This is a genomic window from Caulobacter sp. FW305-C-30-S16, assembly GCF_058783025.1.
In genome coordinates this window covers 896196-919804 of the sequence record NZ_JBYSYH010000001.1, presented here as the reverse complement: position 1 = coordinate 919804, position 23609 = coordinate 896196, and the positions used below count along the sequence as shown (strand labels likewise).

At 68.5% G+C, this 23609-nt stretch carries 25 protein-coding genes; 8 read left to right on the top strand and 17 right to left on the bottom strand.

Translation table 11 applies throughout. The features are described from left to right. Positions 1–428, top strand: a 428-nt coding sequence (locus tag AC3WJT_RS04440) for a hypothetical protein (RefSeq protein ID WP_492341853.1), incomplete at its 5' end; no start/stop codon positions are given. Positions 429–473: 45 nt separating this feature from the next. On the opposite strand, the gene AC3WJT_RS04435 is transcribed toward AC3WJT_RS04440, so the two are convergent. Then, complete coding sequence (locus tag AC3WJT_RS04435; protein WP_492341852.1) at positions 474–749, bottom strand: YjhX family toxin; 276 nt, start codon at positions 747–749, stop codon at positions 474–476. Positions 750–1038: 289 nt separating this feature from the next. Between AC3WJT_RS04435 and AC3WJT_RS04430 the strand changes: the two genes are divergently transcribed. After that, positions 1039–1809: a MerR family transcriptional regulator gene (locus AC3WJT_RS04430; protein WP_492341851.1), complete on the top strand. Its 771-nt coding sequence runs from the start codon at positions 1039–1041 to the stop codon at positions 1807–1809. A gap of 91 nt (positions 1810–1900) precedes the next feature. Here AC3WJT_RS04430 and mutL read toward each other — a convergent pair whose 3' ends face one another. From mutL to tipF, 11 genes are all read right to left on the bottom strand, one after another. Then, positions 1901–3751: a DNA mismatch repair endonuclease MutL gene (mutL, locus tag AC3WJT_RS04425; protein WP_492341850.1), complete on the bottom strand. Its 1851-nt coding sequence runs from the start codon at positions 3749–3751 to the stop codon at positions 1901–1903. Between the two features lie 191 nt (positions 3752–3942). Continuing rightward, positions 3943–4503, bottom strand: a complete 561-nt coding sequence (locus tag AC3WJT_RS04420) for a DUF3035 domain-containing protein (RefSeq protein ID WP_492341849.1) — start codon at positions 4501–4503, stop codon at positions 3943–3945. Positions 4504–4603: 100 nt separating this feature from the next. Continuing rightward, positions 4604–5071, bottom strand: coding sequence for a signal peptidase II (gene lspA, locus AC3WJT_RS04415; protein WP_492342371.1), 468 nt, complete (start codon positions 5069–5071; stop codon positions 4604–4606). Between the two features lie 127 nt (positions 5072–5198). Continuing rightward, the gene (gene ileS / locus AC3WJT_RS04410; protein WP_492341848.1) at positions 5199–8099 is read right to left on the bottom strand and encodes an isoleucine--tRNA ligase; all 2901 of its coding nucleotides are present in this window, start codon (positions 8097–8099) and stop codon (positions 5199–5201) included. 69 nt (positions 8100–8168) lie between these two features. Next, positions 8169–8213, bottom strand: coding sequence for a hypothetical protein (locus AC3WJT_RS04405; protein WP_293405785.1), 45 nt, complete (start codon positions 8211–8213; stop codon positions 8169–8171). Positions 8214–8286: 73 nt separating this feature from the next. Continuing rightward, positions 8287–9363 (bottom strand): S1C family serine protease, encoded by a 1077-nt coding sequence (locus AC3WJT_RS04400; protein WP_492341847.1) that lies wholly within the window; start codon positions 9361–9363, stop codon positions 8287–8289. 189 nt (positions 9364–9552) lie between these two features. Further along, on the bottom strand, positions 9553–10485 hold the full coding sequence (locus tag AC3WJT_RS04395; protein WP_492341846.1) for a bifunctional riboflavin kinase/FAD synthetase: 933 nt from the start codon (positions 10483–10485) through the stop codon (positions 9553–9555). Next, positions 10485–10907 (bottom strand): MaoC family dehydratase, encoded by a 423-nt coding sequence (locus AC3WJT_RS04390; protein ID WP_492341845.1) that lies wholly within the window; start codon positions 10905–10907, stop codon positions 10485–10487. Before AC3WJT_RS04390 ends, AC3WJT_RS04395 begins: the two co-directional genes overlap by 1 nt. Positions 10908–10933: 26 nt before the next feature. Continuing rightward, positions 10934–11794, bottom strand: coding sequence for a TIGR01459 family HAD-type hydrolase (locus AC3WJT_RS04385; RefSeq protein WP_492341844.1), 861 nt, complete (start codon positions 11792–11794; stop codon positions 10934–10936). Between the two features lie 166 nt (positions 11795–11960). Continuing rightward, on the bottom strand, positions 11961–14006 hold the full coding sequence (locus AC3WJT_RS04380) for a S9 family peptidase (protein ID WP_492341843.1): 2046 nt from the start codon (positions 14004–14006) through the stop codon (positions 11961–11963). A gap of 66 nt (positions 14007–14072) precedes the next feature. Continuing rightward, positions 14073–15332, bottom strand: a complete 1260-nt coding sequence (gene tipF / locus AC3WJT_RS04375) for a flagella assembly cyclic-di-GMP phosphodiesterase TipF (RefSeq protein WP_492341842.1) — start codon at positions 15330–15332, stop codon at positions 14073–14075. Positions 15333–15484: 152 nt separating this feature from the next. Between tipF and AC3WJT_RS04370 the strand changes: the two genes are divergently transcribed. Then, positions 15485–15793, top strand: a complete 309-nt coding sequence (locus tag AC3WJT_RS04370; RefSeq protein ID WP_492341841.1) for a FeoA family protein — start codon at positions 15485–15487, stop codon at positions 15791–15793. Further along, a complete protein-coding gene (gene feoB, locus AC3WJT_RS04365; protein ID WP_492341840.1) occupies positions 15790–17664 on the top strand; it encodes a ferrous iron transport protein B in 1875 nt (624 codons plus the stop codon). The genes AC3WJT_RS04370 and feoB overlap by 4 nt, the downstream gene beginning before the upstream one ends. Before the next feature lie 3 nt (positions 17665–17667). Here feoB and AC3WJT_RS04360 read toward each other — a convergent pair whose 3' ends face one another. The 3 genes from AC3WJT_RS04360 to AC3WJT_RS04350 all read right to left on the bottom strand — a co-directional run bounded on the left by AC3WJT_RS04360 (position 17668) and on the right by AC3WJT_RS04350 (position 20420). Beyond that, a complete protein-coding gene (locus AC3WJT_RS04360; protein WP_492341839.1) occupies positions 17668–18543 on the bottom strand; it encodes a 3-hydroxybutyryl-CoA dehydrogenase in 876 nt (291 codons plus the stop codon). A gap of 198 nt (positions 18544–18741) precedes the next feature. After that, on the bottom strand, positions 18742–19671 hold the full coding sequence (locus tag AC3WJT_RS04355; RefSeq protein ID WP_492341838.1) for an electron transfer flavoprotein subunit alpha/FixB family protein: 930 nt from the start codon (positions 19669–19671) through the stop codon (positions 18742–18744). Continuing rightward, complete coding sequence (locus AC3WJT_RS04350; protein ID WP_492341837.1) at positions 19671–20420, bottom strand: electron transfer flavoprotein subunit beta/FixA family protein; 750 nt, start codon at positions 20418–20420, stop codon at positions 19671–19673. The genes AC3WJT_RS04355 and AC3WJT_RS04350 overlap by 1 nt, the downstream gene beginning before the upstream one ends. A 148-nt stretch (positions 20421–20568) precedes the next feature. Here AC3WJT_RS04350 and AC3WJT_RS04345 point away from each other — a divergent pair, with 148 nt between their 5' ends. Then, entirely contained in the window at positions 20569–20946 is a 378-nt protein-coding gene (locus AC3WJT_RS04345) for a hypothetical protein (RefSeq protein ID WP_492341836.1), read from the top strand. A 16-nt stretch (positions 20947–20962) separates the two neighbouring features. Here the strand turns inward: AC3WJT_RS04345 and AC3WJT_RS04340 are convergent, their stop codons facing one another. Together AC3WJT_RS04340 and AC3WJT_RS04335 are read right to left on the bottom strand one after the other, a co-directional pair. Further along, on the bottom strand, positions 20963–21541 hold the full coding sequence (locus AC3WJT_RS04340; RefSeq protein ID WP_492342370.1) for a cob(I)yrinic acid a,c-diamide adenosyltransferase: 579 nt from the start codon (positions 21539–21541) through the stop codon (positions 20963–20965). A gap of 5 nt (positions 21542–21546) precedes the next feature. Beyond that, positions 21547–21753: a twin transmembrane helix small protein gene (locus AC3WJT_RS04335; protein WP_492341835.1), complete on the bottom strand. Its 207-nt coding sequence runs from the start codon at positions 21751–21753 to the stop codon at positions 21547–21549. 309 nt (positions 21754–22062) lie between these two features. On the opposite strand from AC3WJT_RS04335, the gene AC3WJT_RS04330 reads away from it, so the two are divergent. Genes AC3WJT_RS04330 through AC3WJT_RS04320 form a run of 3 tightly spaced genes read left to right on the top strand, consistent with a single transcriptional unit; the run spans position 22063 to position 23587 of the window. Next, positions 22063–22284 carry a hypothetical protein gene (locus tag AC3WJT_RS04330; RefSeq protein ID WP_492341834.1) on the top strand — a complete coding sequence of 74 codons (222 nt, stop codon included), beginning with the start codon at positions 22063–22065 and terminating at the stop codon, positions 22282–22284. Next, complete coding sequence (locus AC3WJT_RS04325) at positions 22281–22928, top strand: TetR/AcrR family transcriptional regulator (RefSeq protein ID WP_492341833.1); 648 nt, start codon at positions 22281–22283, stop codon at positions 22926–22928. Before AC3WJT_RS04330 ends, AC3WJT_RS04325 begins: the two co-directional genes overlap by 4 nt. 56 nt (positions 22929–22984) lie before the next feature. Then, a complete protein-coding gene (locus tag AC3WJT_RS04320; RefSeq protein ID WP_492341832.1) occupies positions 22985–23587 on the top strand; it encodes a TetR/AcrR family transcriptional regulator in 603 nt (200 codons plus the stop codon). Positions 23588–23609 lie beyond the last annotated feature (22 nt).

The following is a 23609-nucleotide window of genomic DNA, read 5'->3' as shown; positions in this document are numbered from 1 at the left end:
ACGCAGGCGTCCGCAATGGCTCGATCTCGAACCAGGAAGCGACCCGCCTCCGCGCCGAGTTCCAGACCATCGCCCGGCTCGAAGCCGACTACCGTCAGGGCGGTCTGACCAACGCCGAACGCGCCGATCTCGATCGTCGTTTCGACGCCCTCAGCGCCCGTATCCAGGCCGACGGTCGGGACGACGACGGCGGCTGGACCAGCATCGACCAACGTCAGGCGGCTCTCGACGACCGTATCGAGGCCGGCGTTCGCAACGGCTCGATCACCAGCGTGGAAGCTCGCCGCCTTCGCGGCGACTTCGACGCCATCGCCCGGCTTGAGGCCACCTATCGCCAGGGTGGTCTGTCCATCGTCGAGCGGGCTGATCTGGATCGCCGCTTCAACGCGTTGAGCGCGCGCATCAACGCTGTCCGCCGGGACCGCTGACCGGACGCGGGCCGTCCACAGGTTACCCGGGACGGCCCGCGCCCTTCACCAGCCCCTGATCGTCACCCGGTTGTCGAGCTGGGATCGCAGACTGAGCAGGCCCTCCCGCGTGATGCGGTAGGGTCCGCCGTCCTTGCTGGCGATCAGACGGCGCTTCTTCAGGGTCTTGAAGACCCCGAGGTTGCAGTCGCTGAGCAGCCAGCCGTCCCGGTTATGGCATTGCGCGGCGAGGATGCCGCCGCGGTCGTCGCGCACGAGTGTGATCGCGCCGCCCTGGGCGAGCGCGTGCAGCGTGCGCTGCTGCGGTTTGGAGATGTTCACTGGAGTGTCCGTGTCGAGGCATGAGACGTCGCGCCCCCACGCAAGGCGGGAGCGGGCGGATCAGCGGGCGCTCGACGGACTTAGGTGGCCGTCAGGCCCGCGCCTCGGTGGCAAGGGGTAGCATGGTCGCCTCGATTGAACGGCCACAGCCTAACCAACAGTTCTGGAAATCACAAACCCCGTCATGGCCAGGACGGGCCGGGCCATGACGGTTGATTATTTCGGTGAGACCAAGCTTGACCCTCACGCCCCGTGAGACCTCATACCCCGGTCCATCGGCGAGGACGGGATGAGCGGATACACGGTCAGGCAGGTGTCGAAGATGTCGGGCGTCAGCGTCCGCACCCTGCATCACTATGACCAGATCGGTCTGCTCAAGCCTGCCAGCGTCGGAGAGAACGGCTACCGCTACTACGGTCGTGAGGAACTGCTGCGCCTGCAGCAGATCCTCTTCCATCGCGAGCTCGAGTTTCCGCTGGAGGCCATCCGCGCGGTGCTTGCGGCGCCGGACTTCGACCGGACGGCGGCCCTGCGCCGCCATCGGGCGACACTGGACGCACAGGCCCGGCGCTACCGCCGTCTTCTCCGCACGCTGGATGACACCCTCGCCGCCCTCGAAGGAGAGACGGACATGAAGGACAAGGACCTCTACCAGGGCTTCGCGCCCGAAAAACAGGCCGGGTACGAGGCCTGGGTCATCGACCGCCACGGCGACGGTGCCCGCGCCGAGATCGAGCACGGCAAGGCGGTGATGAAGGACTGGAAGGCCGGCGACTTCGCCGACATGAAGGCCGAGGGCGAGGCCATCGAAGCCGCGCTCTCCGACGCCCTGCGGGACGGGCTGCCGCCAGACAGCGCGGCCGTAACGGCCATCATGCGCCGCCACCACACCTGGATCAGCCGCACCTGGAAGACGCCTCCGACCCGCGAGGCCTTTATCGGCCTGGCGGCGATGTACGGCGACCACCCGGACTTCCGGTCGCACTATGAGGACCGGGCGAAGGGTCTGCTGGAGTATGTCCAGGCGGCCATGGGCGCGTTCGCCGAAGCGGAGCTTTGAGACGCGGGGACATGTACCTTCAGGTACGTGTCCCCAATCGATCGTCCTGAGTCTGGATTAGGGGACACGTACCTGCGGTACATGTCCCCGCCTAACGCCGCCCGAACAGTCGCTCGATGTCGGCGAGCTTCAATTCGACGTACGTCGGCCGGCCGTGGTTGCACTGGCCGCTGTGGGGCGTGGCTTCCATCTCGCGCAGCAGGGCGTTCATCTCGGCGGCGGTCAGGCGGCGGCCGGCGCGCACCGAACCATGACAGGCCATGGTCGAACAGACCTCCTCCAGCCGCTCCTTGAGCGCCAGGGCCTGACCGTTCTCGGCCAGATCATCGGCGATGTCGCGGACCAGCCCGGCGGCGTCGGTATCGCCCAGCAGGGCCGGCGTTTCGCGCACCAGCACCGCGCCCGGCCCGAACGCCTCCAGCACCAGGCCCAGCGCCGCCAGTTCGTCGGCCTTGGCCATCACGCGGTCGGCCTCGGCGGGATCGAGATCGACCACTTCCGGCAAGAGCAGGGTCTGGCGCACCACGCCGCCGGACTCCATCTCCGTCTTCATCCGCTCGTAGACGAGCCGTTCGTGCGCGGCGTGCTGGTCGACGATGACGATGCCGTCGCGGGTCTGGGACACGACATAGGTCTCGTGCACCTGGGCCCGCGCGGCGCCGAGCGGGTAGTCGACGGGATCGATGACCGGGGCGGCCTCGCCCCAGGTCTGTTCCGGCGGCGCCCAGTCAGCCATCGGCTCGACGCGGGCGGTGGCTTCCGCCATGCCGGGCAGGCTGGGCGCCGGGGCGCGGGGCGTCCAGCCGCCCTGTTGCCAGGCGGAGAACCCGGCAGGTGACGGACCGGGCTGGTAGCCGCCCCCCGGGAACGACTGCGCCCGGAACCCGGCCAGGGCGGCTGACGCGACCGTGGTCGAGGCCCGGTGCCCGGCGCCCGCCAGCGCGTGACGCAAGGCGCCGATGATCAACCCGCGGACCAGCGACGGATCGCGGAACCGCACCTCGGCCTTGGCCGGATGGACGTTCACGTCGACGAGCGTCGGGTCGAGCTCGATATAGAGCGCCGCCGTCGGATGGCGGTCGCGCGCGAGGTAATCGGAGTAGGCGCCGCGCAGGGCGCCCTGCAGCAGCCGATCGCGCACGGGACGGCCGTTGACGAACAGATACTGGTGGGCGGCGTTGCCCCGGCTGTAGGTCGGCAGGCCGGCGAACCCGGTCAGGCGGATGCCTTCCCGTTCGGAGTCGATGGCCAGGGCGTTGTCCTGGAACTCGTTGCCCAGCACGGCGGACAGGCGCGCGAGGCGGCCGTCCGGTCCCGGATGTTCGGCGGTCAGGCGCAGCGCGCGGCGGCCGTCGAGGTCCAGGGTGAAGGCGACCGCCTCATGCGCCATGGCCTGGCGCTTGAGTTCCTCGGCGATGGCCATCTGTTCGGCGCGCGCCGACTTCATGAACTTGAGCCGGGCGGGCGTGGCGTAGAACAGGTCGCGCACCTCGACCCGCGCGCCGTGGTCGCCGGCGAAGGCGGCCGGTCCGACATCGCCTGTCGCGCCGCCCTCGACGAGGATGGCATGGGCGTCCGACGCGCCCCTCGCGCGGCTGGAGATGCTGAGGCGCGCCACCGAGCCGATCGACGGCAGGGCCTCGCCCCGGAAGCCGAGCGTGGAAATATGCAGCAGGTCCCAGGTCCCGTCGGCGTCGGGCGAGAGCTTCGAGGTCGCGTGCCGCTCGACGGCCAGCGACAGCTCCTCGGGCGAGAGACCCGAGCCGTCGTCGGCGACGAGGATGCGGGTCAGGCCGCCGCCGTCGGCCTCGACCTCGACGCGACCGGCGCCGGCGTCCAGGGCGTTCTCGACCAGTTCCTTGACCGCGCTCGCAGGCCGTTCGACCACCTCGCCGGCGGCGATGCGGTTGACGGTTTCCGGCGGGAGGCGGCGGATGGGCATGGGGGGAGTGTAGGACGATTCAGAGCGAAGTCCTTCTCCCCTTGCGGGAGAAGGTGGCCTCCGAAGGAGGTCGGATGAGGGGTCGCAGGCTCTGTGAGCGGGCCAAAAAGCAAAAAGCCTGACGGACGGGGGAAACCCTCATCCGTCAGGCTTCGCCTGACACCTTCTCCCGCGAGGGGAGAAGGGAATTTCTACAGACCCGGCAGCTTCACCCAGCTGGCCTTTTCGCGGGAGATGATCACCGTCCGGCCGCCCGTGATCGCCTTCAGGCGGGCTTCCTCGGCGGCGGCGTCGACCAGCACCGGCGGCGCGGCGCCGTCGGACGAGGCGACGGCGGTCGTCGCCGGCGCGTCCTTGCGCCAGAACATGACGCGGTCGGCGAAGGTTTTTTCCTTGTGCGCCAGGTCGCCGAACTCATCGTCGACAACGTAGCGGATCAGCGGATCAGCCTTGTCGGCGCCGGCGCGCGCGACCAGCAGGCGCTCGCCGTCAGTGCGCTGGGCGCCGGCGGCCTGACCGGCGAGCGCCGTACGGGCGGCGCTTTCCGGCTGCAGTTCCTGCGGACGGGGCTCGCCCGGCGACGGCGGACGCAGCGCATAGTCAGGCGGAACAACCAGCGGGGCCTTGGTCACAACGCGGAATTCGTCAGGCGTGACCTTGGACAGGCCGAGCGCTTTCGACGTCGAGTTGCAGCCGGCGAGGCCGGTGGCGGCGATCAGCGCAACAGCGCACGCGACGCGGGTAGAGATCATAGAGCCTTGCTCCTCGGGGCCTTGAGTCGGGCGCGTTCAATCGCCCCGGCCGCTAACAGGCGCTCTCGATACGCCAAAAGTGAGGCGAACGGCAACTGCGTTAAGCCTTCACGTCCCGCCGCGCGCTGTCGAGCAGCAGCAGGATCACGCCGATGGTGATGGCGCTGTCGGCGACGTTGAACACCCAGGGGAAATAGAGCGCCTTCAGGTCGATGAAATCGGCCACCGCGCCGAACCGGACCCGGTCGACCAGATTGCCGATCGCGCCGCCCATGACCAGACCGATCGCCGCGCCGAGCAAGGGCCGCTCGACCCGGCGGGCCCAGACCGCCAGGAAGCCCGCGACGCCCAGCGAGAAGGCCGCCAGCGCCCAGCGGACCCATTCGGCCTCGCCCCGGAACAGGCCGAAGCTGACGCCCTGGTTCCAGACCATGGTCAGGTGCACCGGACCCCAGATCTGCACACTGCCAAGCACCGGCAGCTGGAAGGCGTAGAGGATCCACTGCTTCGAGAGCTGGTCGGCGAGAATCACCGCCAGGCAGATGGCGTAGGCCGTCGGCCCCTGCAGACGGTCCGGCCGGGACGTGTCGGGCGCGCCGTCGGGCGGCGTCCCGTCGTGGGAGACGAGCTCGGCGACGGGCGATTCGGTGGCTTCAGAACTCACGCGGGCGTTCCCCAGGGTCCGGACTCGAATATCAGCCCGCGTGGGACTTGTCCCACACCGCGACGGCGTCCTCGCAGCGCAGGCAAAGCTGGGTGGCGGGCTTCACTTCCGGAAGGACCTTCCAGCAGCGGGAGCACTTGTGGCCCTCCGCCTTGTCCGGATCGACCGCGACCGCCTTCATCTCGGCGATGCGGAAGCTGGCAGCCGCGCCGGCGCCGCCGTCCAGGGTTCCGCCGCTGGTGCGGAAGATCTCCGCCGGATCGAGGCCGCCGAACGCCGCCAGGAGCTCGTCGTCCGCCACATGGACGGCCGGCGCCGCCTCCAGCGACGAGCCGATCCGCTTCTCGCGGCGCTCGATTTCCAGCGCGCCCGTGACCACGCCGGTGACCTGCGCGACCTTGGCCCACCGCGCCGCCTCGGCGTCATTGCGCCAGTCGGCCGGCGTTTCGGGGAACACCCGCAGGCTGTTGGAGCCGGCGTCCGGATAGCGCGCCGTCCAGGCCTCCTCGGTGGTGAAGCTGATCAGCGGCGAGAGCCAGATCGTCAGCCGCTCGAACACCGCGTCCATCACCGTGCGGCAGGCGCGGCGGCGCAGGCTGTCGGGCCGGTCGCAGTAGAGGGCGTCCTTGCGGATATCGAAGAAGAAGGTCGACAGGTCGCCCTGGCAGAACTCCAGCAGCGGCCGCACCACGTCGTTGAAGCGGTACTCCTGGTAGGCCTTCCGCACCTCGCCATCGAGCTGCCACAGCCGGTGGAGCATGAACTGCTCCAGCGGCGGCATGTCCGCGACGGCCACCCGCTCGGCGTCCCCAAACCCGTTCAGGGCGCCCAGCAGATAGCGCAGGGTGTTGCGCAGTTTGCGATAGGCGTCGGTCGTGGTGGCCAGGATCGTCTTGCCGATCCGCTGGTCCTCCCGGTAGTCGACCATCGCGACCCAGAGGCGCAGGATCTCGGCCCCGCTCTCCCGGAAGATCACCTCCGGGTCGATGACGTTGCCCTTGGACTTGCTCATCTTCTCGCCGTTCTCGTCCATGGTGAAGCCATGGGTCAGGACGGTGTCGTAGGGCGCGCGGCCGCGGGTGCCGCTGCTCTCGAGCAGCGAGGACTGGAACCAGCCGCGGTGCTGGTCGGAGCCTTCGAGGTAGAGATCGGCCGGCCAGTGCGTATTGGCCCGGCCCTCGAGGGCGAAGGCGTGCGTCGAGCCGCTGTCGAACCAGACGTCGAGGATGTCCTCGACCTTCTCGTAACGGGCGGCATCGTGGTCGCCGAGGAAGTCGCTGGCCGGGCGCTTGAACCAGGCGTCGGCGCCCTCGGCCTCGATGGCCGCGATGATCCGGGCGTTGACCGCCGGGTCGCAGAGCGGCTCGGCGGTGTCCTTGTCGACGAACATGGCCAGCGGCGCGCCCCAGGCGCGCTGACGGCTGATCAGCCAGTCCGGACGGCTCTCGACCATCGAGCGGATGCGGTTGCGGCCGCCCTCCGGCACGAAGGTCGTCGCATCGATGGCCGACAGGGCCGCCTCGCGCAGGGTCGGGCCGCCGGCGATCGGCGCATCCATGCGGATGAACCACTGCGGCGTATTGCGGAAGATCACCGGCGCCTTGGAGCGCCAGCTCATCGGGTAGCTGTGCTCCAGCCGGCCACGGGCCAGCAGATTGCCGGCCTCGATCAGCTTCTCCATCACCGCGCCGTTGGCGGGACCGAACTTGCCGACCTTCTTGCCCTCGGTCTCCAGCACCTTGAGGCCGGCGAACAGCGGAACGTCGTCGTAGTAGGCGCCGTCGGGACCGACCGTCTCGGGGATGGCCGTCTCGATGCCGGCGGCGTCGAGCTGCGCCTTGCTCTTGAGCCAGATCAGGTAGTCGTCGGCGCCGTGGCCGGGGGCGGTGTGCACAAAGCCCGTGCCGGCGTCGTCGGTGACGTGGTCGCCGGCCAGCATGGGCACGTGGAAGCCGTAGCCGGCGTCGAGTTTGGCCAGCGGGTGGGACAGGGTGTAGCTGGCGCAGTCCGCCGTCTCGACCCGCGTCCATTTCGCCACCCTGGCGGCCTTGAAGACGTCTTCAGCCAGCTTGTCGGCGAGGATCAGCCGGTCGCCCGGCGCGGCCCACGGGGCGAACTCAAGCCCTTCCTCAAGCGACTCGACGCGATAGACGCCGTAGGCGATGCGCGGGCTGTAGCTGACCGCCCGGTTGGCCGGGATAGTCCAGGGGGTGGTGGTCCAGATCACGACGCTCGCGTCGCCGCCGACGACCGGGAACTTGACCCAGACGGTCGGGCTGACGTGGTCGTGGTACTCGACCTCGGCGTCCGCCAGGGCGGTCTGTTCCACCGGGCTCCACATCACCGGCTTGGAGCCGCGATAGAGCTGGCCGCTCATCATAAACTTGTGGAACTCGGAGACGATCACCGCCTCCGAACCGAAGTCCATCGTGGCGTAGCGGTTCTCCCAGTCACCCAGGATGCCCAGGCGCTTGAAGCCGCCCATCTGCACGCCGATCCAGTGTTCGGCGTAGGTGCGGCAGCGCTCGCGGAACTCGGTCGGCGACACGTCGCCCTTGCGGCGGCCGGCGGCGCGCAGCTCCTCCTCGACCTTCCACTCGATCGGCAGGCCGTGGCAGTCCCAGCCCGGCAGGTAGTCGACGTCGTTGCCCAGGGCGAAGCGCGAGCGGACAGTGAAGTCCTTCAGCGTCTTCTGCAGCACATGGCCGATGTGGATCGCCCCGTTGGCGTAGGGCGGGCCGTCGTGCAGCACGAACAGCGGCGCGCCGGCGTCCTGCCGGGCCTTGCGGACGGTATGGTAGAGGTCCTGGTCCTTCCAGGCCTCGAGGATCTTCGGCTCCAGCGTCGGCAGGCCCGCCCGCATCGGGAAGGCCGTGTCCGGCAGGAAGACGGTTTCGCGGTAGTCGCGCCCGGTGGCGGCGTCGTCGGTCATGGATTGTACTCGGAGATTGCGGAAGGATCGGGTTTCGCTACCCGGCGCACGTCGCCTCGTCCGGCGACGCTACGCCGGGCGGATAATTCGCGAAGTCTTCCGAACCGAAGTCATGGCGGGGCTGTAGCAGACCCGCCCCCCCGCTGTCATCCCGGCCTTCGCGCAGCGGAGAGCCGGCAATTTGCGATCAGGACCGCTTGCGCGCCTTCGGCGTGACCGTGACCTTCATCCGCACGCCGGCACGGACGATGTCCATCAGCAGGGGCTTGTCGATGCTCTGGGGTCCCAGCGCCCGCAGCAGATCGTCCAGGCCGGTGATCGGCTTGCCACCCGCGGCGACGATCAGGTCGCTGGCCGCGATGCCGGCCTTTTCCGCCGGACCGCCGGCGTCCACCGAGGCCACCCAGACAGCGTAGGGCTGGTCGACGCCGGCCGATTTGGCGATGGCCGGCGGGATCGGGGTCTGCTGGGCGACGACGCCGATGGTGCCGCGCCGCACGTGGCCGTGTTTGGCGATCTCGGCCATCACGAACGAGGCGGTGTTCGAGGCGACCGCGAAACAGAGGCCCTGGGCGCCCATGATCACGGCGGTGTTGATGCCGATCACCTCGCCGTTGGAGCTGACCAGCGGCCCGCCGGAGTTGCCGGGATTGAGCGCCGCGTCGGTCTGGATCAGGTCCTCGATCAGCCGGCCCTTTTCCGCGCGCAGCGAGCGGCCTAGGGCGGAGACCACGCCCGTGGTCACGGTGGCCTCGAAGCCCAGCGGCGCGCCGATGGCGATGACCAGCTGGCCGCGCCGCAGCTTCTTGGAGTCGCCCAGCCGGGCGAACGGCGCCTTGACCGGCTGTTCGACCTTCAGCACCGCGATGTCGGTGTCCGGATCATCGCCGATCGGACGGGCCGTCAGCACCCGGCCCTCGGCGGTGATCACCGCCAGGCGCGAGAACCCGCCGACCACATGACTGTTGGTGACGATCAGGCCGTCCGCGGAAACGAAAAAGCCCGAGCCCTCGCCGGCGAAACTGCCGTCCGTGGTGATCGGCGAGACGCGCACGACGGCCGGGCCGACCATCTCGACGGCCCGCACCACGGCGTCGGAATAGGCATCCAGCAGGTCGGATTCGCTGCGCACGATCCGCGGCTCGACGCGGGTGTCGAGGACGAAGGAGGCGTCAGGCGGAAAGGCGAACGATTCCGGCGCCTGACGCTTCGGCGCCGGCCGGCGCGCGGCCGCGAACAACTGGTACTTCCGTGCCTTGAGCATTCGGCCCCCGCCTGATGGTTAACAGGGAACACGAGGGCGAGCGCGGCGCCAAGGGGGTCTCGCCCCCTGAGCGAGTTTGCGTGGTTCGAGACGCTCGGCTGATGCCTCGCTCCTCACCATGACGGGCATCGGTGTTCGTCATCCTGAGGAGCGATCCCTCAGGATCGCGTCTCGAAGGACGCAAGCCACCTACGCCCCCAGAATCCCCCGCGCCGCCGCTTCATCCCGGCGGATCTGAACCACCATCTCGTCGATCGAGCCGAATTTCTCTTCCGGACGCAGGAAAGCGATCAGCTGCGTCTCGATGACCTGGCCGTAGAGGTCCTCGTCGAAGTCGAACAGCCAGACCTCCAGCCGGGTCTCGACCTCGCCCGTGGTGGGGTTGTTGCCGATGTTGGCGACGCCCGGAACCACGCGGCCGTCCGGCAGGCGCGTGCGGGTGGCGTAGACCCCGAGGCGCGGCACGACATAGTCGACCATGAACACATTGGCGGTCGGAAAGCCGAGCGTTCTGCCAAGCTGCTTCCCGCGCCTGACGACGCCTTCGATGGCGAACGGCCGACCCAGAATGGCGGTCGCCTCTTCGGGGCGCCCTTCCCGCAGGGCCTCGCGGACGGCCGTGGAGCTGAACTTCTCGGCCCCCTCCCCGACCGCCTCGGCGACCGAGACGGTGAAGCCGAGTTCGGCGCCGTATGCGGCCATGGCCTCCGGGCTGCCGGTGCGGCCCTTGCCGAAGGAGATGTCGAATCCGACCGCGACATGGCGCACCCCGAGCCCCTCGTGCAGCACATGCTCGACGAAGCCGCGGTCGCTGAAATTGGCCATCTCGAAGTCGAAGTTCAGCACATAGAGCCGGTCCACGCCCATCTCTTCGAGGGCCCGGGCCTGCTGCTCGACCGTCATCAGGCGGAACGCGGGCTCGTCGGGCTGGAACAGTCGCCGGGGGTGCGGATCGAAGGTGATCACCGCCAGCGGCGCGCCGATGGCCTTGGCCGCCGTCGCGGCGCCGGCGATCACCTGCTGGTGGCCGCGGTGCACGCCGTCGAAATTGCCGAGCGCCACGGACGCGCCGCGATCGCCGGGCGCCAGGGTCTTCCAGCCGTTGATGATCCGCAGGGTCATCAGGCGGGCCGGCGGGGAACCATGATGGTCGCTTCACCGTCGAGCACGGTCTTGCCGCCGACGGTGCAGACCGTGGCCAGCACCGCGCGAGCCTTCTCGGCGTCCAGCGCGGTGATGGTGGCGGTGACCGTCACCTCGTCGCCGATCTTCACCGGGCGGCGGAAGCTGAGCGTCTGACCCAGATAGATCGCGCCCGGTCCCGGCAGCTTGCCGGCGATCAGGGCCGAGATGTAGGCGGCCGACAGCATGCCATGGGCGATGCGCGTCTTGAACTGCGTGGTCGCGGCGAACGCCTCGTCCAGGTGCACGGGATTATGGTCGCCGCTGACGTCGGCGAAGGCCTGGATCGCCTTCTCGTCCACGGTGCGGGTCAGATCGGCCGACTGGCCGACGGACAGGTCCTCGAAATAAAGGGCCGACATCTCGCGCTTCCTCTCGTTCTTGTTGTCTACCAGACCAGGTCGGCCATGGCGTAGCGGGCCTTGACCCCCTCGGCGGCGAGCAGGGCGTCGACGGCGGGCCCCGACAGCCGGCCGTCGGCGCCCATGGCCGCTTCGCCGTGAATGCCCCGGGCGACGAACAGGCAGTCAAGCCCGCGATCCTCGGCGCCCAGAACGTCAGTGTGCACGCCATCGCCGATGCACAGCACCCGGCGGGGGTCGACCGGCCGGTCCAGCAGCCGCGCGGCTTCCGCGAGGGCCAGATCATAGATCGGGGCGTAGGGCTTGCCGGCCATCAGCACCTGGCCGCCGAGCTCCTTGTAGACGTCGGCCAGCGCCCCGCCGCAGTAGATCAGCCGGTCGCCGCGCTGCACCACCCGGTCGGGGTTGGCGCAGACCATCGGCAGGCCGCGCGCGGCCGGGCCGGTGAGGCGTTCGCGGTAGTCCTCCGGCCCCTCGACCTCGTCGTCGTCAGGTCCGGTGACCGAGATAAAGGCCGCTTCGTCCGCTTCACTGAAGACCAGGCCCAGACCGTCGTAGAGGCCGCCGACCCGCTCCGGACCGATGGTCCAGACAGGACCGGGCGCGCGTTCCGCCAGCAGCGTGCGCGTCGCGTCGCCGGAGGTGACGAAGGCGCTCCAGGCCTCGCGCGGCACGCCAAGGCTGTCGAGCTGGGCCACGACCTCCCAGGCCGGACGGGGGGAGTTGGAGATCAGCACCACCGGCCCACGCTCCGCCCGATAGCGTGCGAGCGCCGCGCAGGCCTCCGGGAAGCTCTGCTCGCCGTTGTGGATCACGCCCCAGACATCGCTGAGCAGGACGTCGTAGTCGTTGGCGAGAGCGGCGAGGCCGGCGGGCAGAGCGGTCATGGGGTTCGGCTAACGGTCTGGCGACGGCGGGTCAATGTCGTGTCCTTCGAGACGCTCGCTTGAGGCTCGCTCCTCAGGATGACGAAGAGGGGTGCGCTGGGAGAGTGTTCGTCATGGTGAGGAGCGATCCCTCAGGATCGCGTCTCGAACCACGCACCATCTCACATCAGGGAGCGGTCGGCGTCTCCCCCGTCCACCGCTTCATCCAGGCCTCGACCGACGCGTACCACTGCACCGAGTTCTGCGGCTTGAGCACCCAGTGGTTCTCGTCCGGGAAATAGAGGAACTCGGTCGGCACGCCGAGGCGCTGGTTGGCGGTGTAGCTGCCGATGCCCTGGTCGAGCGGGACGCGGTAGTCGCGGGCGCCGTGGATCACCAGCATCGGGGTCTTCCAGTTCTTCACATGGACCGCCGGATTGAACCGGTCGACCGCTTCCAGGTCGGTCCAGGGCACGCCGTACTGCTGTTCGGAGAAGTTGGGGATGTCGGTGGCGTAGGCCATGCTGCGCGTGTCGAACAGGCCCGCGTGATTGACCAGGCACTTCCACGGCGACTGCCACTGGCTGGCGATCCAGGCGACCATGTAGCCGCCATAGGAGCCGCCCAGCGCGCAGGCGCGGCCGCTGTCGAGCCAGCTGTATTTGCCCAGAGCGGCGGTCCAGCCCTTCTGCAGGTCTTCCAGCGGCCGGTCGCCCCAGTGACCGACGATCGACTGGGCGAAGGCCGTGCCGTAGCCGGTCGAGCCGTGAAAATCGATCATCACCACCGCGTAGCCCATGCCGGCCCAGACCTGCGGGTTCCAGCGGTAGGACCAGGCGTTGCCGAAGCTGCCGTGCGGCCCGCCGTGGATCAGGAAGGCGACGGGATAGGTCTTGCCCGCCTGCCAGCCGGCCGGCTTGACGACGTAGCCGTGGACCGTCTCGCCGTTCCAGCCGGCGAAGCTGAACTGCTCGGCCTCCGACATCGGCGTCTCGGCCATCGGCGTGGCGGCGATGCTGGTCAGCTGCCGCGGCGCGGCGGCGCCGGCGATGTCATAGATCTGGCCGGGCGAGGTGAGGGATTCACGCTGATAGACGATCACGCCGGGCGCCTGGTCGAAGGCCGCGACCGTGCCGTCGCCCACGATCGTGGTCGCCTTGCCGTCGGCGACGGCGACCGAAAACAGCTTCACCTGGCCCATCGACTGGCTGGTCAGCAGCAACGCCTTGCCGTCCAGCGACCAGGCCAGGGTGTTGGCGCTGACGTCGAGATCAGGGGCGACCTCTCGCGTGGCGCCGGTCTTCAGGTCGCGGATCATCAACGCGGAGCGCTGGGCGATCATCACCGGGCCGCTTTCCGCGACATAGGCGAGCGACTTGCCGTCAGGCGACAGGACGGGGCGGCTGTCGGTGGTGGTGGTCGTTGCGATCAGCCGCGTCGGCTTCGCCGAACCATCGGCCGGGACGACATAGAGGCTGGAGGTCGGGCCGGTGCCGGGCGAGACGCCGGCCGGCAGGGCGGCGAACCAGATGGACTTGCCATCGCGGCTGAGGGTCAGCTGTTCGCCGTCAATATCGGCCTTGAGGCCGCCGGTCAGCGGCGTGGCCTCCATCGGCGCGCCGATCCCGTCCAGCCGGATGCTGAACAGGCCGGTGAAGAGATCGTCCTCATACTTGTCGAAATTGCGCGGCAGCGCGCCGCCGACGAAGGACTTGCCGCTCGCCTTGAGCTTCTCGCCGGCCTCGGCGCGGGCCTTGCTGCAGGCGAGATCAGCGCAGTCGGGATAGACGTCCAGCCCGACCACCAGAACCCGGCCGTCGGCCGAGACGCGGAAGAAGCCGACATCGAGCGGCAGGCTGGTGATCTGGACGCGGGAGGAGCCGTCGGCGGCCATGCGCCAGACCTGACGGGAGCCCGACTTCGACGACAGCACGTACAGCCATTTGCCATCCGCCGACCAGCTCGGCGCGGGCGGGGCCTTCTCGTCCTTCAGCAGCGCGACCGGGGCGGCGCCGGCGGTCTTGCGATCCAGCAGCCAGAGCGCCTGGACGCCCTTGTTGCCGTCCCAGTCGGTGCTGCGGACGGCATAGGCCAGCCAACGGCCGTCGGGTGAGATGTTGGGGTCGCCGACGCGATCCTGTGTGGCGAGATCCTTCGCCGTGAACGGCCGCGCTTCAGCCGCCGTCGAGAACATGAGCGCGAGCGCAAGGCCCGCCGCCGCAAACAGTCGCATTCGGAAATCCCCTCAACCGTCCGGCCACGCTATGGGCGTCGGCGGCGAGGAGCAAGACCAGTGGTCCTACCAGCCGGACGCGCGACGCAGGGTGGTGCGCATGAAGTCGGCGGGGGGATCGGCCTCGGCCAGCACCGCGTCGCGGATCGCCCGGGGCTCGCCGAACAGGTGGCCCTGGCCGAAGGCCATGTCGAGCTCGAGGATGTCGACGACCTGCCGCTCGCTTTCGACCTTCTCGATGATCACCTCGATGCCATAGCGGCGCGTCAGGCGGGCGAAGTCGGAGGCGTGCAGGTCCGGCAGCGAGCGGATGACCAGGCGGCCTTCCGACTCTTCCAGCTGGTCGAGCAGCAGCTGGGCGCCGACCTTGATGAACTTGACGTCCGCGCGCGCCAGATCCTGGAAGTCGAGGTCCAGGTCCATGACCTTGTCGAGGCTGAAGCGGAAGCCGAGATCGGCCAGCCGCGCCATATGGCGGGCCTCGACCGCGCCACGCCGCTCGAACGCCGCCTGGCCAAGTTCGAAGATCAGGGCGCCGGCCATGTCCTTGTTGGCCGACAGGAAGTCGAGGAACTGCGGGAAGAAGGTCTCGTCCGACAGGCTGGCCAGCGAGATGTTGCAGAAGATGCCGATCTTGCGGTCCTGCTTGGCCAGCCGGCGCACGATCTGCACGCAGCGGAACAGCAGCAGGTTGTCGATCGCCGCGACCAGCCCCTCCGGTTCGGCCACCGACAGGTACTCCGCCGGCATCATCACCCGGCCCGTATCGTCGCGCAGGCGGGAGAAGCTCTCGTAGAAGACCGTGCGGCGCTGCGGCAGCGAGACCACCGGCTGCAGGTAGAGGTCGACGCGGTTGCCGGCCAAGGCGTCCTTGACGGTGTCCAGCAGGGCGACCGACTGCGGGCCACGGCCGAGCGCGCCCGGCGGCGCGGCGGCGACGCGGCTGGAGAGCTGCGCCTCCATCTGCTCGGCCATCCGTTGGACCGCGTCCTCGAGCGAATGGACCTCGCTGGTCAGTTCCTCGGAGCGGCGCAGGGCGTCCGTGGTCACGGTGTCGACCACCTCGTTGAGCCGACTGTCGATCTTCTCGATCTGCCGGGCGAGGATCAGGTGCGCCTCGCGGATGTTGCCGAGGTCGTCCTTCATCCGCGCCGTCTGGATCGCCGCGTCGATCAGCGAGTGGAAGGCGAACGCCAGCGCGAGGCCGCCGACCAGAGCCGCGACGCCCGCACCCCATCCGCCACCGTTGCGCCAGATGCCCAGCGCAACGATCAGGGAGAGACAGAGGTAGGCGCCGCAGAGCAGCGCAAGGGTCAGCCTTCGCATGGTCCCGCCTGCACGAATCGTTTGAGAGTATCCCGCGCTGCGCATCATGGTGTCCAAGGTATTAACGCCGCACTGCCGTCCATGGCCGATTCTGTGGCATCGACAGGGCTATTGCCGAATGATAATCATTCGCAATCACCTTCGGGACCACCATGTCTTACGCTGCCGTTCCTGACGCCCCCGCCATACCAGCCCACACGGGCCTGCTGAGCGTCGCCCGGGTTGGCGCGCGCGGCGTGATCGAGCGGGTTTCGGCGTTTGACGGCGCCCTGCCCGCCGCCGAACTGGAACGTCGCCTGCTGGAACTCGGCTTCGTCGAGGGCGCGCGGATCGAGGTGCTGGAGGAAGGCCTGTTTGGCCGCGACCCGATCGCCGTACGGCTGGACGACACGCGGGTGGCCATTCGCCGCCGCGAGGCCGCCGCCATTGAAATCCGCTTCGATTCACAGGCCGCCGCTTGACCGACACGACGCTCGCCCCGAAGCGCCTGGCGCTGGTGGGCAATCCCAACACCGGCAAGACCGCCCTGTTCAACGCCCTGACCGGCAGCCGCCAGAAGGTCGCCAACTACGCCGGCGTGACCGTCGAGCGGAAGGAGGGCGTGCTGACCAGCCCCTCCGGCCGGGTGATCCATGTGCTCGACCTGCCGGGCACCTATTCCCTGCGCGCCCGCAGCCCTGATGAGGCCGTGACCCGCGACGCGGTGCTCGGCCGGCTGGCGGGCGAGACGCCGCCGGACGTGATCGTCTGCGTCGCCGACGCGACCAACCTGCGGCTGGTGCTGCGGCTGGCGCTGGAACTGAAGCAGGTGGGTCGCCCGTTCGTGCTGGCGCTCAACATGTTCGACATCGCCCAGCGCCAGGGCCTGCGGATCGATCTGGAGGGCCTGTCCCGCGCGATTGGGGCGCCGATCATCACCACGGTCGCCACCCGCAAGCGCGGTATCGAGGACCTGGTCATCCAGGCCGAAGCCCTCGCCGACTCCATGCCCGCCGGCGAGAATGTCTGGCATGAGCCGTCGGCCGCCGAGATCCGTTCCGCGCATGGCGAGGCGCAACGCATCCTGAAGGCCCATGTCCGGCCCGCCGAGCGCCCGGACACCTGGACCAGCCGGATCGACGGCGTGCTGCTTCATCCCGTCGGCGGCCTGCTGATCCTGTCGACGGTGATGTTCGTGATGTTCCAGGCGGTATTCGCCTGGGCGACGCCGGTGGCGGATCTGATCGAGGCGGCGTTTGTCGGGCTCGGCGGCCTTGTCGTCGGAGTCACGCCGGACGGGATGCTGCGCAGCCTGCTGGTGGACGGCCTGATCGCCGGCGTCGGCAGCGTGCTGGTGTTCCTGCCGCAAATCCTGACCGTGTTCTTCTTCATTCTGCTGCTGGAAGACAGTGGCTACATGGCCCGGGCCGCCTTCCTGATGGACCGGATCATGGGCGCCGCCGGCCTGCATGGCCGGGCCTTCATTCCGCTGCTGTCGAGCCATGCCTGCGCGATCCCGGGCGTCATGGCGGCGCGGGTGATCGACCAGAAGCACGACCGCCTGACGACCATCCTCATCGCGCCGCTGATGACCTGTTCGGCGCGGATCCCGGTCTACACCCTGATCATCGGCGCCCTGATCCCCCGGACCACCGTCTGGGGCTTCCTGAACCTGCAGGGGCTGGTGATGTTCGGCCTCTACGCCGCCGGCATCCTGTCGGGTCTGCTGGTGGCCTTCGTGATCCGGACCCTGTTCTGGAGATCCGCGTCAGAGCCCTTCATGATGGAGCTGCCGACCTATCGCTGGCCGGATCCGGAGAACGTGCTGCGCAATCTGTGGCAGCGGGGGATGATCTTCATCAACCGCGCCGGCCGCATCATCCTGCCGCTGATGGTGCTGGTCTGGGTGCTGTCGACCTTCCCCTACCCGCCCGAAGGCGCGACCGGGCCGGCCATCGACTACAGCTTCGCCGGCATGATCGGCCACTTCATCCAGCCGCTGCTCGCGCCGATCGGCTTCAACTGGCAGATGTCGATCGCCCTGGTCCCGGGCATGGCCGCCCGCGAGGTCGCCGTGGCCGCGCTGGGCACCGTCTATGCGGTCGGGGATGTCGAGGGCGCGGGCCAGGTCGCGCTGGCGTCGATCCTCCAGACCCAGTGGTCGCTGGCGACCGGCCTGTCGTTCCTCGCCTGGTATGTCTTCGCGCCGCAGTGCGTGGCGACCCTCGGCGTGGTCAAGCGCGAGACCAACGGCTGGCTCTGGCCGACGGTGATGTTCAGCTACATGTTCGCCCTGGCCTACCTGGCCTCGCTGGCGACCTACAGGGGCGCGGTGGCGCTCGGCTGGGGCTGAGCCCTAGCGGGTCGGAACCGGCACGTCGCCGCGGTAGTCGTAGAAGCCGCGGCCGACCTTCTTGCCCAGCCAGCCGGCCTCGACGTACTTCACCAGCAGCGGGCACGGGCGGTACTTGCTGTCCGCCAGACCCTCGTGCAGCACGTTCATGATCGACAGGACGGTGTCGAGGCCGATGAAGTCGCCCAGCTCGAGCGGGCCCATCGGGTGGTTGGCGCCCAGCTTCATCGCCGTGTCGATCGACTCGACCGTGCCGACGCCCTCGTACAGCGTGTAGATCGCCTCGTTGATCATCGGCACCAGCACGCGGTTGACGATGAAGGCCGGGAAGTCCTCGGCGTTGGTCGTGGTCTTGCCCAGCGACTGGGCGAAGGTCACCGCCGTCTCGTAGGTGGCGATATCGGTGGCGATGCCGCGGATAACCTCGACCAGCTTCATCAGCGGCACGGGGTTCATGAAGTGCAGGCCGATGAACCGCTCGGGCCGGTCCGTCGTCGAGGCCAGCCGCGTGATCGAGATCGACGAGGTGTTGGACGCCAGCAGGGTGTTGGGGCCCAGGTGCGGCAGCAGCGAACGGAAGATGGCCTTCTTGGTGTCTTCGTTCTCGGTCGCCGCCTCGATGGCGATGTCCGAGCCGGCGACCACCTCGATCGACGCCGGCTTGATGCGGGCCAGGGCGGCCTTCATCGCCGCATCGTCGATCAGGCCACGGCCGACCTGGCGCGCCATGTTGTATTCGATCTGCTTGAGGCCGGAGTCGATCCGGTCGCTGTCCACGTCGTTCAGGAATACGTCGTAGCCGGCGAGCGCGCAGACGTGCGCGATGCCCGATCCCATCTGACCGGCGCCGATGACGCCGACCGACTTGATATCCGCCATGAAGTCTCGCCCTTGACGACGACGCGGTGTTTTCCGGGAGGCCCGCGCCGAACTCTGTGGCGGCTTTCTAGCACGAGAGTCCCGATTGCCGCCAAGGTCTTTGCTGCGATGCAGCGGAGGCGTGTTGCGGACAAGGAAAAAGGCCCGGAGCGGGCGCTCCGGGCCTTTCCATCTGCCGGGGACATGTCCCCGAGATTATTAGCCCAGTGCGGCCATCAGTTCCGGCACGGCGGTCTTGTAGTCGGCGACCAGGCCGTAGTCGGCGACCTGGAAGATCGGCGCGTCGGCGTCCTTGTTGATCGCGACGATCACCTTGGAGTCCTTCATGCCGGCCAGGTGCTGGATGGCGCCCGAGATGCCGATGGCGATGTACAGCGCCGGGGCGACGACCTTGCCGGTCTGGCCGACCTGGTAGTCGTTCGGGGCGTAGCCGGCGTCGACGGCGGCGCGCGAGGCGCCCACAGCGGCGCCGAGCTTGTCGGCCAGCGGCTCGATGACCCGCTGGAACTCTTCGGCCGAGCCCATGGCGCGACCGCCGGAGACGACGATCTTGGCGGCGGTCAGTTCCGGACGGTCCGACTTGACCATCTCTTCCGAGACGAACTTCGTGCCCGTCGCCGAAGCGGCGGCAGTCTTTTCGACGGAGGCCGAGCCGCCTTCTTCAGCGGCCTTGAAGGCCGTCGGGCGAACCGTCAGGACCTTCTTGGCGTCGCCCGTCTGGACGGTCTCCAGCGCGTTGCCGGCGTAGATCGGGCGGACGAAGGTGTCGGCCGAAACCACTTCGATCACATCGGAGATCGGCGAGGCGTCGAGGCTGGCGGCCACGCGCGGGGCGAAGTTCTTCCCCGCCGAGGTGGCCGGCACGAGCAGGGCGTCATAGCCGCCCATCAGGCCGACGATGGTGGCGCTGATGGCCTCGGCCACGCCGTGACCCACGTCCGCGCCCTCGGCCAGGATGACCTTGCGCACGCCGGCGATCTTGCCGGCGGCGGCGGCCACGGCGTCAGCGCCCTGGCCCAGGACCAGAACGTCGACGTCGCCCGACATCTGCAGGGCGGCGGTGACGGTCTTGTGGGTGGTATCGCGCAGGTGCGCGTTGTCGCTGTCGGCGACGACGAGAACGGCCATCAGAGGACCCCCGCTTCAGTCTTCAGTTTGCTCACCAGATCGGCGGCGGTCTCGACCTTGATGCCCGCCGAGCGCTTGGCGGGCTCGGTCACCTTCAGCACCTTCAGGCGCGGGGCGACGTCGACGCCGTAGTCGCCGGTCGCCTTGACCGCGATTTCCTTCTTCTTCGCCTTCATGATGTTCGGCAGCGAAGCGTAGCGCGGCTCGTTGAGGCGCAGGTCGGCGGTGATCACCGCCGGCAGGGCGACTTCGAGCACCTGCAGGCCGCCGTCGACCTCACGGGTCACGGTGGCCTTGCCGCCGGCGATCTCGACCTTGGAGGCGAAGCTGGCCTGGGGCCAGCCGAGCAGCTGCGAGAGCATCTGGCCGACGGCGTTGTTGTCGCCGTCGATGGCCTGCTTGCCCATCAGCACCACGTCGGCGCCCTCTTCCTTCGCCACGGCGGCGAGGAGTTTGGCGACCGCCAGCGGTTCAACATCGACGTCCGACTGGATCAGGATGCCGCGGTCGGCGCCCATGGCCAGGGCCGTGCGGATGGTTTCCTGCGCCTGGGTCGGGCCGACGGAGACGGCGATGACCTCGGTGGCGACGCCCTTTTCCTTGAGACGGACGGCCTCTTCGACCGCGATCTCGCAGAAGGGATTCATGGACATCTTGACGTTGGCCAGGTCCACGCCCGACTGGTCGGGCTTCACCCGAGCCTTCACGTTGTAATCGATAACCCGTTTGACCGGGACCAGCACCTTCATGGGTTTGTCCGCCCGTGTTTGTTGCGTTGCGAAAAATTTTGCGCGGGGAAGGCTGATAACGACTCCGCCGCGCAATGCAAGTTTACGTAGGGGTCAATCCGACGCCGTCAAATTGCCGATCCGGGGTGATTCCTGTAGACCGCGCGCCATGAACCTGACGATCACCCGCCTCAAGCTGTTCTTCCTGGTCCTCTTCGCCCTCGGCACGATGGGGATCTGGGCCTACCAGATCTTCTATGTCTGGCCGGCGCAGAAGTGCGACGACCGCGGCGCCTGGTGGGATCGCAAGGGCCGGGTCTGCGCCACCCCGCTCTATATCCCAAGCCTGACAGGCCGTCCGGCCGGCATGAGCCGCAAGGAATGGTCCGAGAAGCAGGCCGCCCGCCAGATCCAGCGCGACCGCGAAGGCTACCCGACCGGTGAGGCTGCGCCCGCGCCGGTGGTCAAGGCCGCCGCCCCGGCGGCGAAGGCCGCGCCCGTTGCCATGACCGCAGCTCCGGCCGCCACGACGCCCGAAAAGAAATAGTCGCCGCGCCCTGGCGTCAGCGATTCGCGCCCGGTACCCACAGCACGTCGCCGGCGCCCTTGTCGTTGGCCCAGCGGCCGGCGACGAACAGCAAGTCGGACAGGCGGTTCAGGTATTTGACCGCCGCCGCGCTGACCGGCTCGTCCGGGGCGGCGGCGAGCGCCACGCAGCCTCGCTCGGCGCGGCGACAGACCGTCCGCGCCTGATGCAGCGCCGCCGCGGCCGGAGTCCCGCCCGGCAGCACGAACGATGTGAGGTCGGACAGCTCGCTGTTGAGCCGATCAATCTCGGTCTCGAGCCGGTCCACCTGGGACTGCAGGATCCGCAACGGTTCCCATTCAACGGGTTTGCCCCGGTCCGGCGTCGCCAGATCGGCGCCGAGATCGAACAGGTCGTTCTGGATGCGCGCGAGGATCGGATCGAGGATCGCATCGGCCGTCGTGTGCAGCCGGACCAGACCGACACAGGCGTTCGTCTCGTCGACGCCGCCGTAGGCGTCCACCCGCAGGCTGTCCTTTGGCACCGGCTCACCGGTGGCGAGGCGGGTCGTGCCGTCGTCGCCGGTGCGCGTGTAGATGCGGTTGAGCGTGACCACCGCCGTCAGCCCGCGTGGCTCGTCCGCCACCACAGCGCCGCGACCAGCACCAGAATGGCGATGAACTGCAGCAACACGCGCAGTCGCATCAGCTTGTTGGAATAGGACCGGCCGAAATCGCCGCCGCGATAGAGGGCGTAGAGGCCGGCCAGCAGCGCCAGCAGCACTGCAGCCAGTGAAACGGGGATCAGAACGTCGAACAGCGTGCTCATGCCGCACAATCTAGCGCGGCGGACCTGACCCGGCCACCGCCCCGGCGACAATCGGTCGCATCCAAAGTTCGCCGAGCGCGTTCATTGAGATCTTATGTCGCATTACGGCGATCAGGGAACAGGGTTACCGACCCTTTAATGCGGAATCGAACAGATTCCGGCCTTGAAAATAGTGTTTGACCTATACCGACGTTCGCTGTAGGTCGCGCATCCTTTTGCTCGATGAGCACGTTCAACGAACGCGATCAACTCCTCACCGTGGGTCGCGCTGATGATTTCAACCAACGGGGAGGACGAGACGGAGATGCCATGGGCCTGCCCCAAGCCGCCGCCGCCGTCCAGGCCGCGGAACGAGATGAAACCATTGCCGAGGTTCGGCAGTTGATCGGGGACCTGCGCGACGCCGCGCAGGACGGCCGCGATCTGGCGCGCCGGTACGCAGACGTCCTGCAAAAGGTCGTCGACGAATACTGCGACGAATTCGAGAAGCGCGCGGAAGCCGCGCTGGCCCGTTTGGAGGCGGTCCGATGAACCATATTCCTATGCGTATGAATGCGCCGTCCTTGCGGCCGCAGAAACTGACCCGTCGCGCCCTGGCCAAGCAGCAGACCCGCGAAAAGGTCCTGCAGGCGGCCCGCGAGATGTTCATCGAGCGTGGCTACGAAGGCGCCACGATCCGCGACATCGCCCGCGCCGCCGGCATGTCCACCGGCGCGGTGTTCGCCAGCTTCACCGACAAGCCCGAACTGTTCGAAGCCATCCTGAGCGAGGATTTCGCCGCGCTGCTCGATCCGATGCAGGACGCGGCCTCGACCGCGCCGTCGGCCCGCGAGGCTCTGGTCGCGATGTTCGGCGCGGCCTACCGGATGCACTTCGCCCAGCTGCCGCTGATCCAGGCGGCCCTGGCGGCCTCCTGGACGCGTACGCCCGAGGCTGAACGCCTGCGGCGCGACACCATGCGCCCGATCCGCGCCCTGGTCGCCGAAGTGCTGGAGCGCGGCGTGGATCGCGGCGAACTGACACAACGGTTCGATTTGCGTCTGGTATCCGACGTTCTTTGGGATCTGTTTCTGGCAGGCTACCGGCCGGCGGCCTTCGACGGCCTGTCGGTAGAGGTCCAGACGGATCGCCTGGCCGAACGGATTGATTTGGTTCTGGCGGGCCTGAAGGCCTAGTCAGGGATTCTTCGCGGCGTTCCGATCACGGAACGTGGCTTCCCGGGGGGGAACGGTTGGCAAGCGTTCGCGCAACGCAGAAGCAGGGCACGCGCCGCAAGGTCCTTGAGGCGGCGCGCGACCTGTTCAACGAGATCGGCTACGATGAAACCACGATCCGCGCCATCGCGGAGCGGGCCGGGGTTTCCGTCGGCAGCGTCTTCACGACCTTCGCCTCCAAGTCCGACGTCCTCAGCCAGGTCATGGATGACCGGGTCGAGTCGCTCTTCGCGGAACTGGACCGGGTGGCCCGCCACCTGAGGGGATCGATCATTGATCGCGTCAGCTCGGTCTTCGCCATCCACTACGATTTCGAATGCCGGCGGGTGAAGCTGTTCCTCGCCCACGTCGCGGCGTCGTTCAGCCCGACGCTCGAAGCGTCGACCATCCCCTACGGTCGGAACTCCCGCTTCAAGGGCATGCTGCTGGACATGCTGGCGGAAGCGGCCGAGCGCGGTGAAGTGCGATCCGACGCTGATCTTGACCTGGTGCTCGACACCCTGATGGCGGCCTACGCCTGGAACTACCGCCTGGCGGCCCAGCGCCGCGCGGACGCAGCGACCATGACCGCGATCATGGAGCGGCAGGTCGCCCTGATCATCAACGGCCTGCGGCCCTGACGCACGGGGACATGTACCGAAG

Excerpts from the sequence above, each read along its gene's own strand:
- AC3WJT_RS04380 (WP_492341843.1), bottom strand. The coding sequence starts at position 14,006 with ATGCGACTGTTTGCGGCGGCGGGCCTTGCGCTCGCGCTCATGTTCTCG.
- ileS (WP_492341848.1), bottom strand. The coding sequence starts at position 8,099 with ATGACCGACGACGCCGCCACCGGGCGCGACTACCGCGAAACCGTCTTC.
- AC3WJT_RS04350 (WP_492341837.1), bottom strand. The coding sequence starts at position 20,420 with ATGAAGGTGCTGGTCCCGGTCAAACGGGTTATCGATTACAACGTGAAG.
- AC3WJT_RS04385 (WP_492341844.1), bottom strand. The coding sequence starts at position 11,794 with ATGACCGCTCTGCCCGCCGGCCTCGCCGCTCTCGCCAACGACTACGAC.
- mutL (WP_492341850.1), bottom strand. The coding sequence starts at position 3,751 with ATGCCCATCCGCCGCCTCCCGCCGGAAACCGTCAACCGCATCGCCGCC.
- AC3WJT_RS04345 (WP_492341836.1), top strand. The coding sequence starts at position 20,569 with ATGAACCTGACGATCACCCGCCTCAAGCTGTTCTTCCTGGTCCTCTTC.
- AC3WJT_RS04360 (WP_492341839.1), bottom strand. The coding sequence starts at position 18,543 with ATGGCGGATATCAAGTCGGTCGGCGTCATCGGCGCCGGTCAGATGGGA.
- AC3WJT_RS04420 (WP_492341849.1), bottom strand. The coding sequence starts at position 4,503 with ATGATCTCTACCCGCGTCGCGTGCGCTGTTGCGCTGATCGCCGCCACC.
- AC3WJT_RS04430 (WP_492341851.1), top strand. The coding sequence starts at position 1,039 with ATGAGCGGATACACGGTCAGGCAGGTGTCGAAGATGTCGGGCGTCAGC.
- tipF (WP_492341842.1), bottom strand. The coding sequence starts at position 15,332 with ATGCGAAGGCTGACCCTTGCGCTGCTCTGCGGCGCCTACCTCTGTCTC.
- AC3WJT_RS04400 (WP_492341847.1), bottom strand. The coding sequence starts at position 9,363 with ATGCTCAAGGCACGGAAGTACCAGTTGTTCGCGGCCGCGCGCCGGCCG.
- AC3WJT_RS04355 (WP_492341838.1), bottom strand. The coding sequence starts at position 19,671 with ATGGCCGTTCTCGTCGTCGCCGACAGCGACAACGCGCACCTGCGCGAT.
- AC3WJT_RS04325 (WP_492341833.1), top strand. The coding sequence starts at position 22,281 with ATGAACCATATTCCTATGCGTATGAATGCGCCGTCCTTGCGGCCGCAG.
- AC3WJT_RS04395 (WP_492341846.1), bottom strand. The coding sequence starts at position 10,485 with ATGACCCTGCGGATCATCAACGGCTGGAAGACCCTGGCGCCCGGCGAT.
- AC3WJT_RS04335 (WP_492341835.1), bottom strand. The coding sequence starts at position 21,753 with ATGAGCACGCTGTTCGACGTTCTGATCCCCGTTTCACTGGCTGCAGTG.
- AC3WJT_RS04390 (WP_492341845.1), bottom strand. The coding sequence starts at position 10,907 with ATGTCGGCCCTTTATTTCGAGGACCTGTCCGTCGGCCAGTCGGCCGAT.
- AC3WJT_RS04330 (WP_492341834.1), top strand. The coding sequence starts at position 22,063 with ATGGGCCTGCCCCAAGCCGCCGCCGCCGTCCAGGCCGCGGAACGAGAT.
- AC3WJT_RS04370 (WP_492341841.1), top strand. The coding sequence starts at position 15,485 with ATGTCTTACGCTGCCGTTCCTGACGCCCCCGCCATACCAGCCCACACG.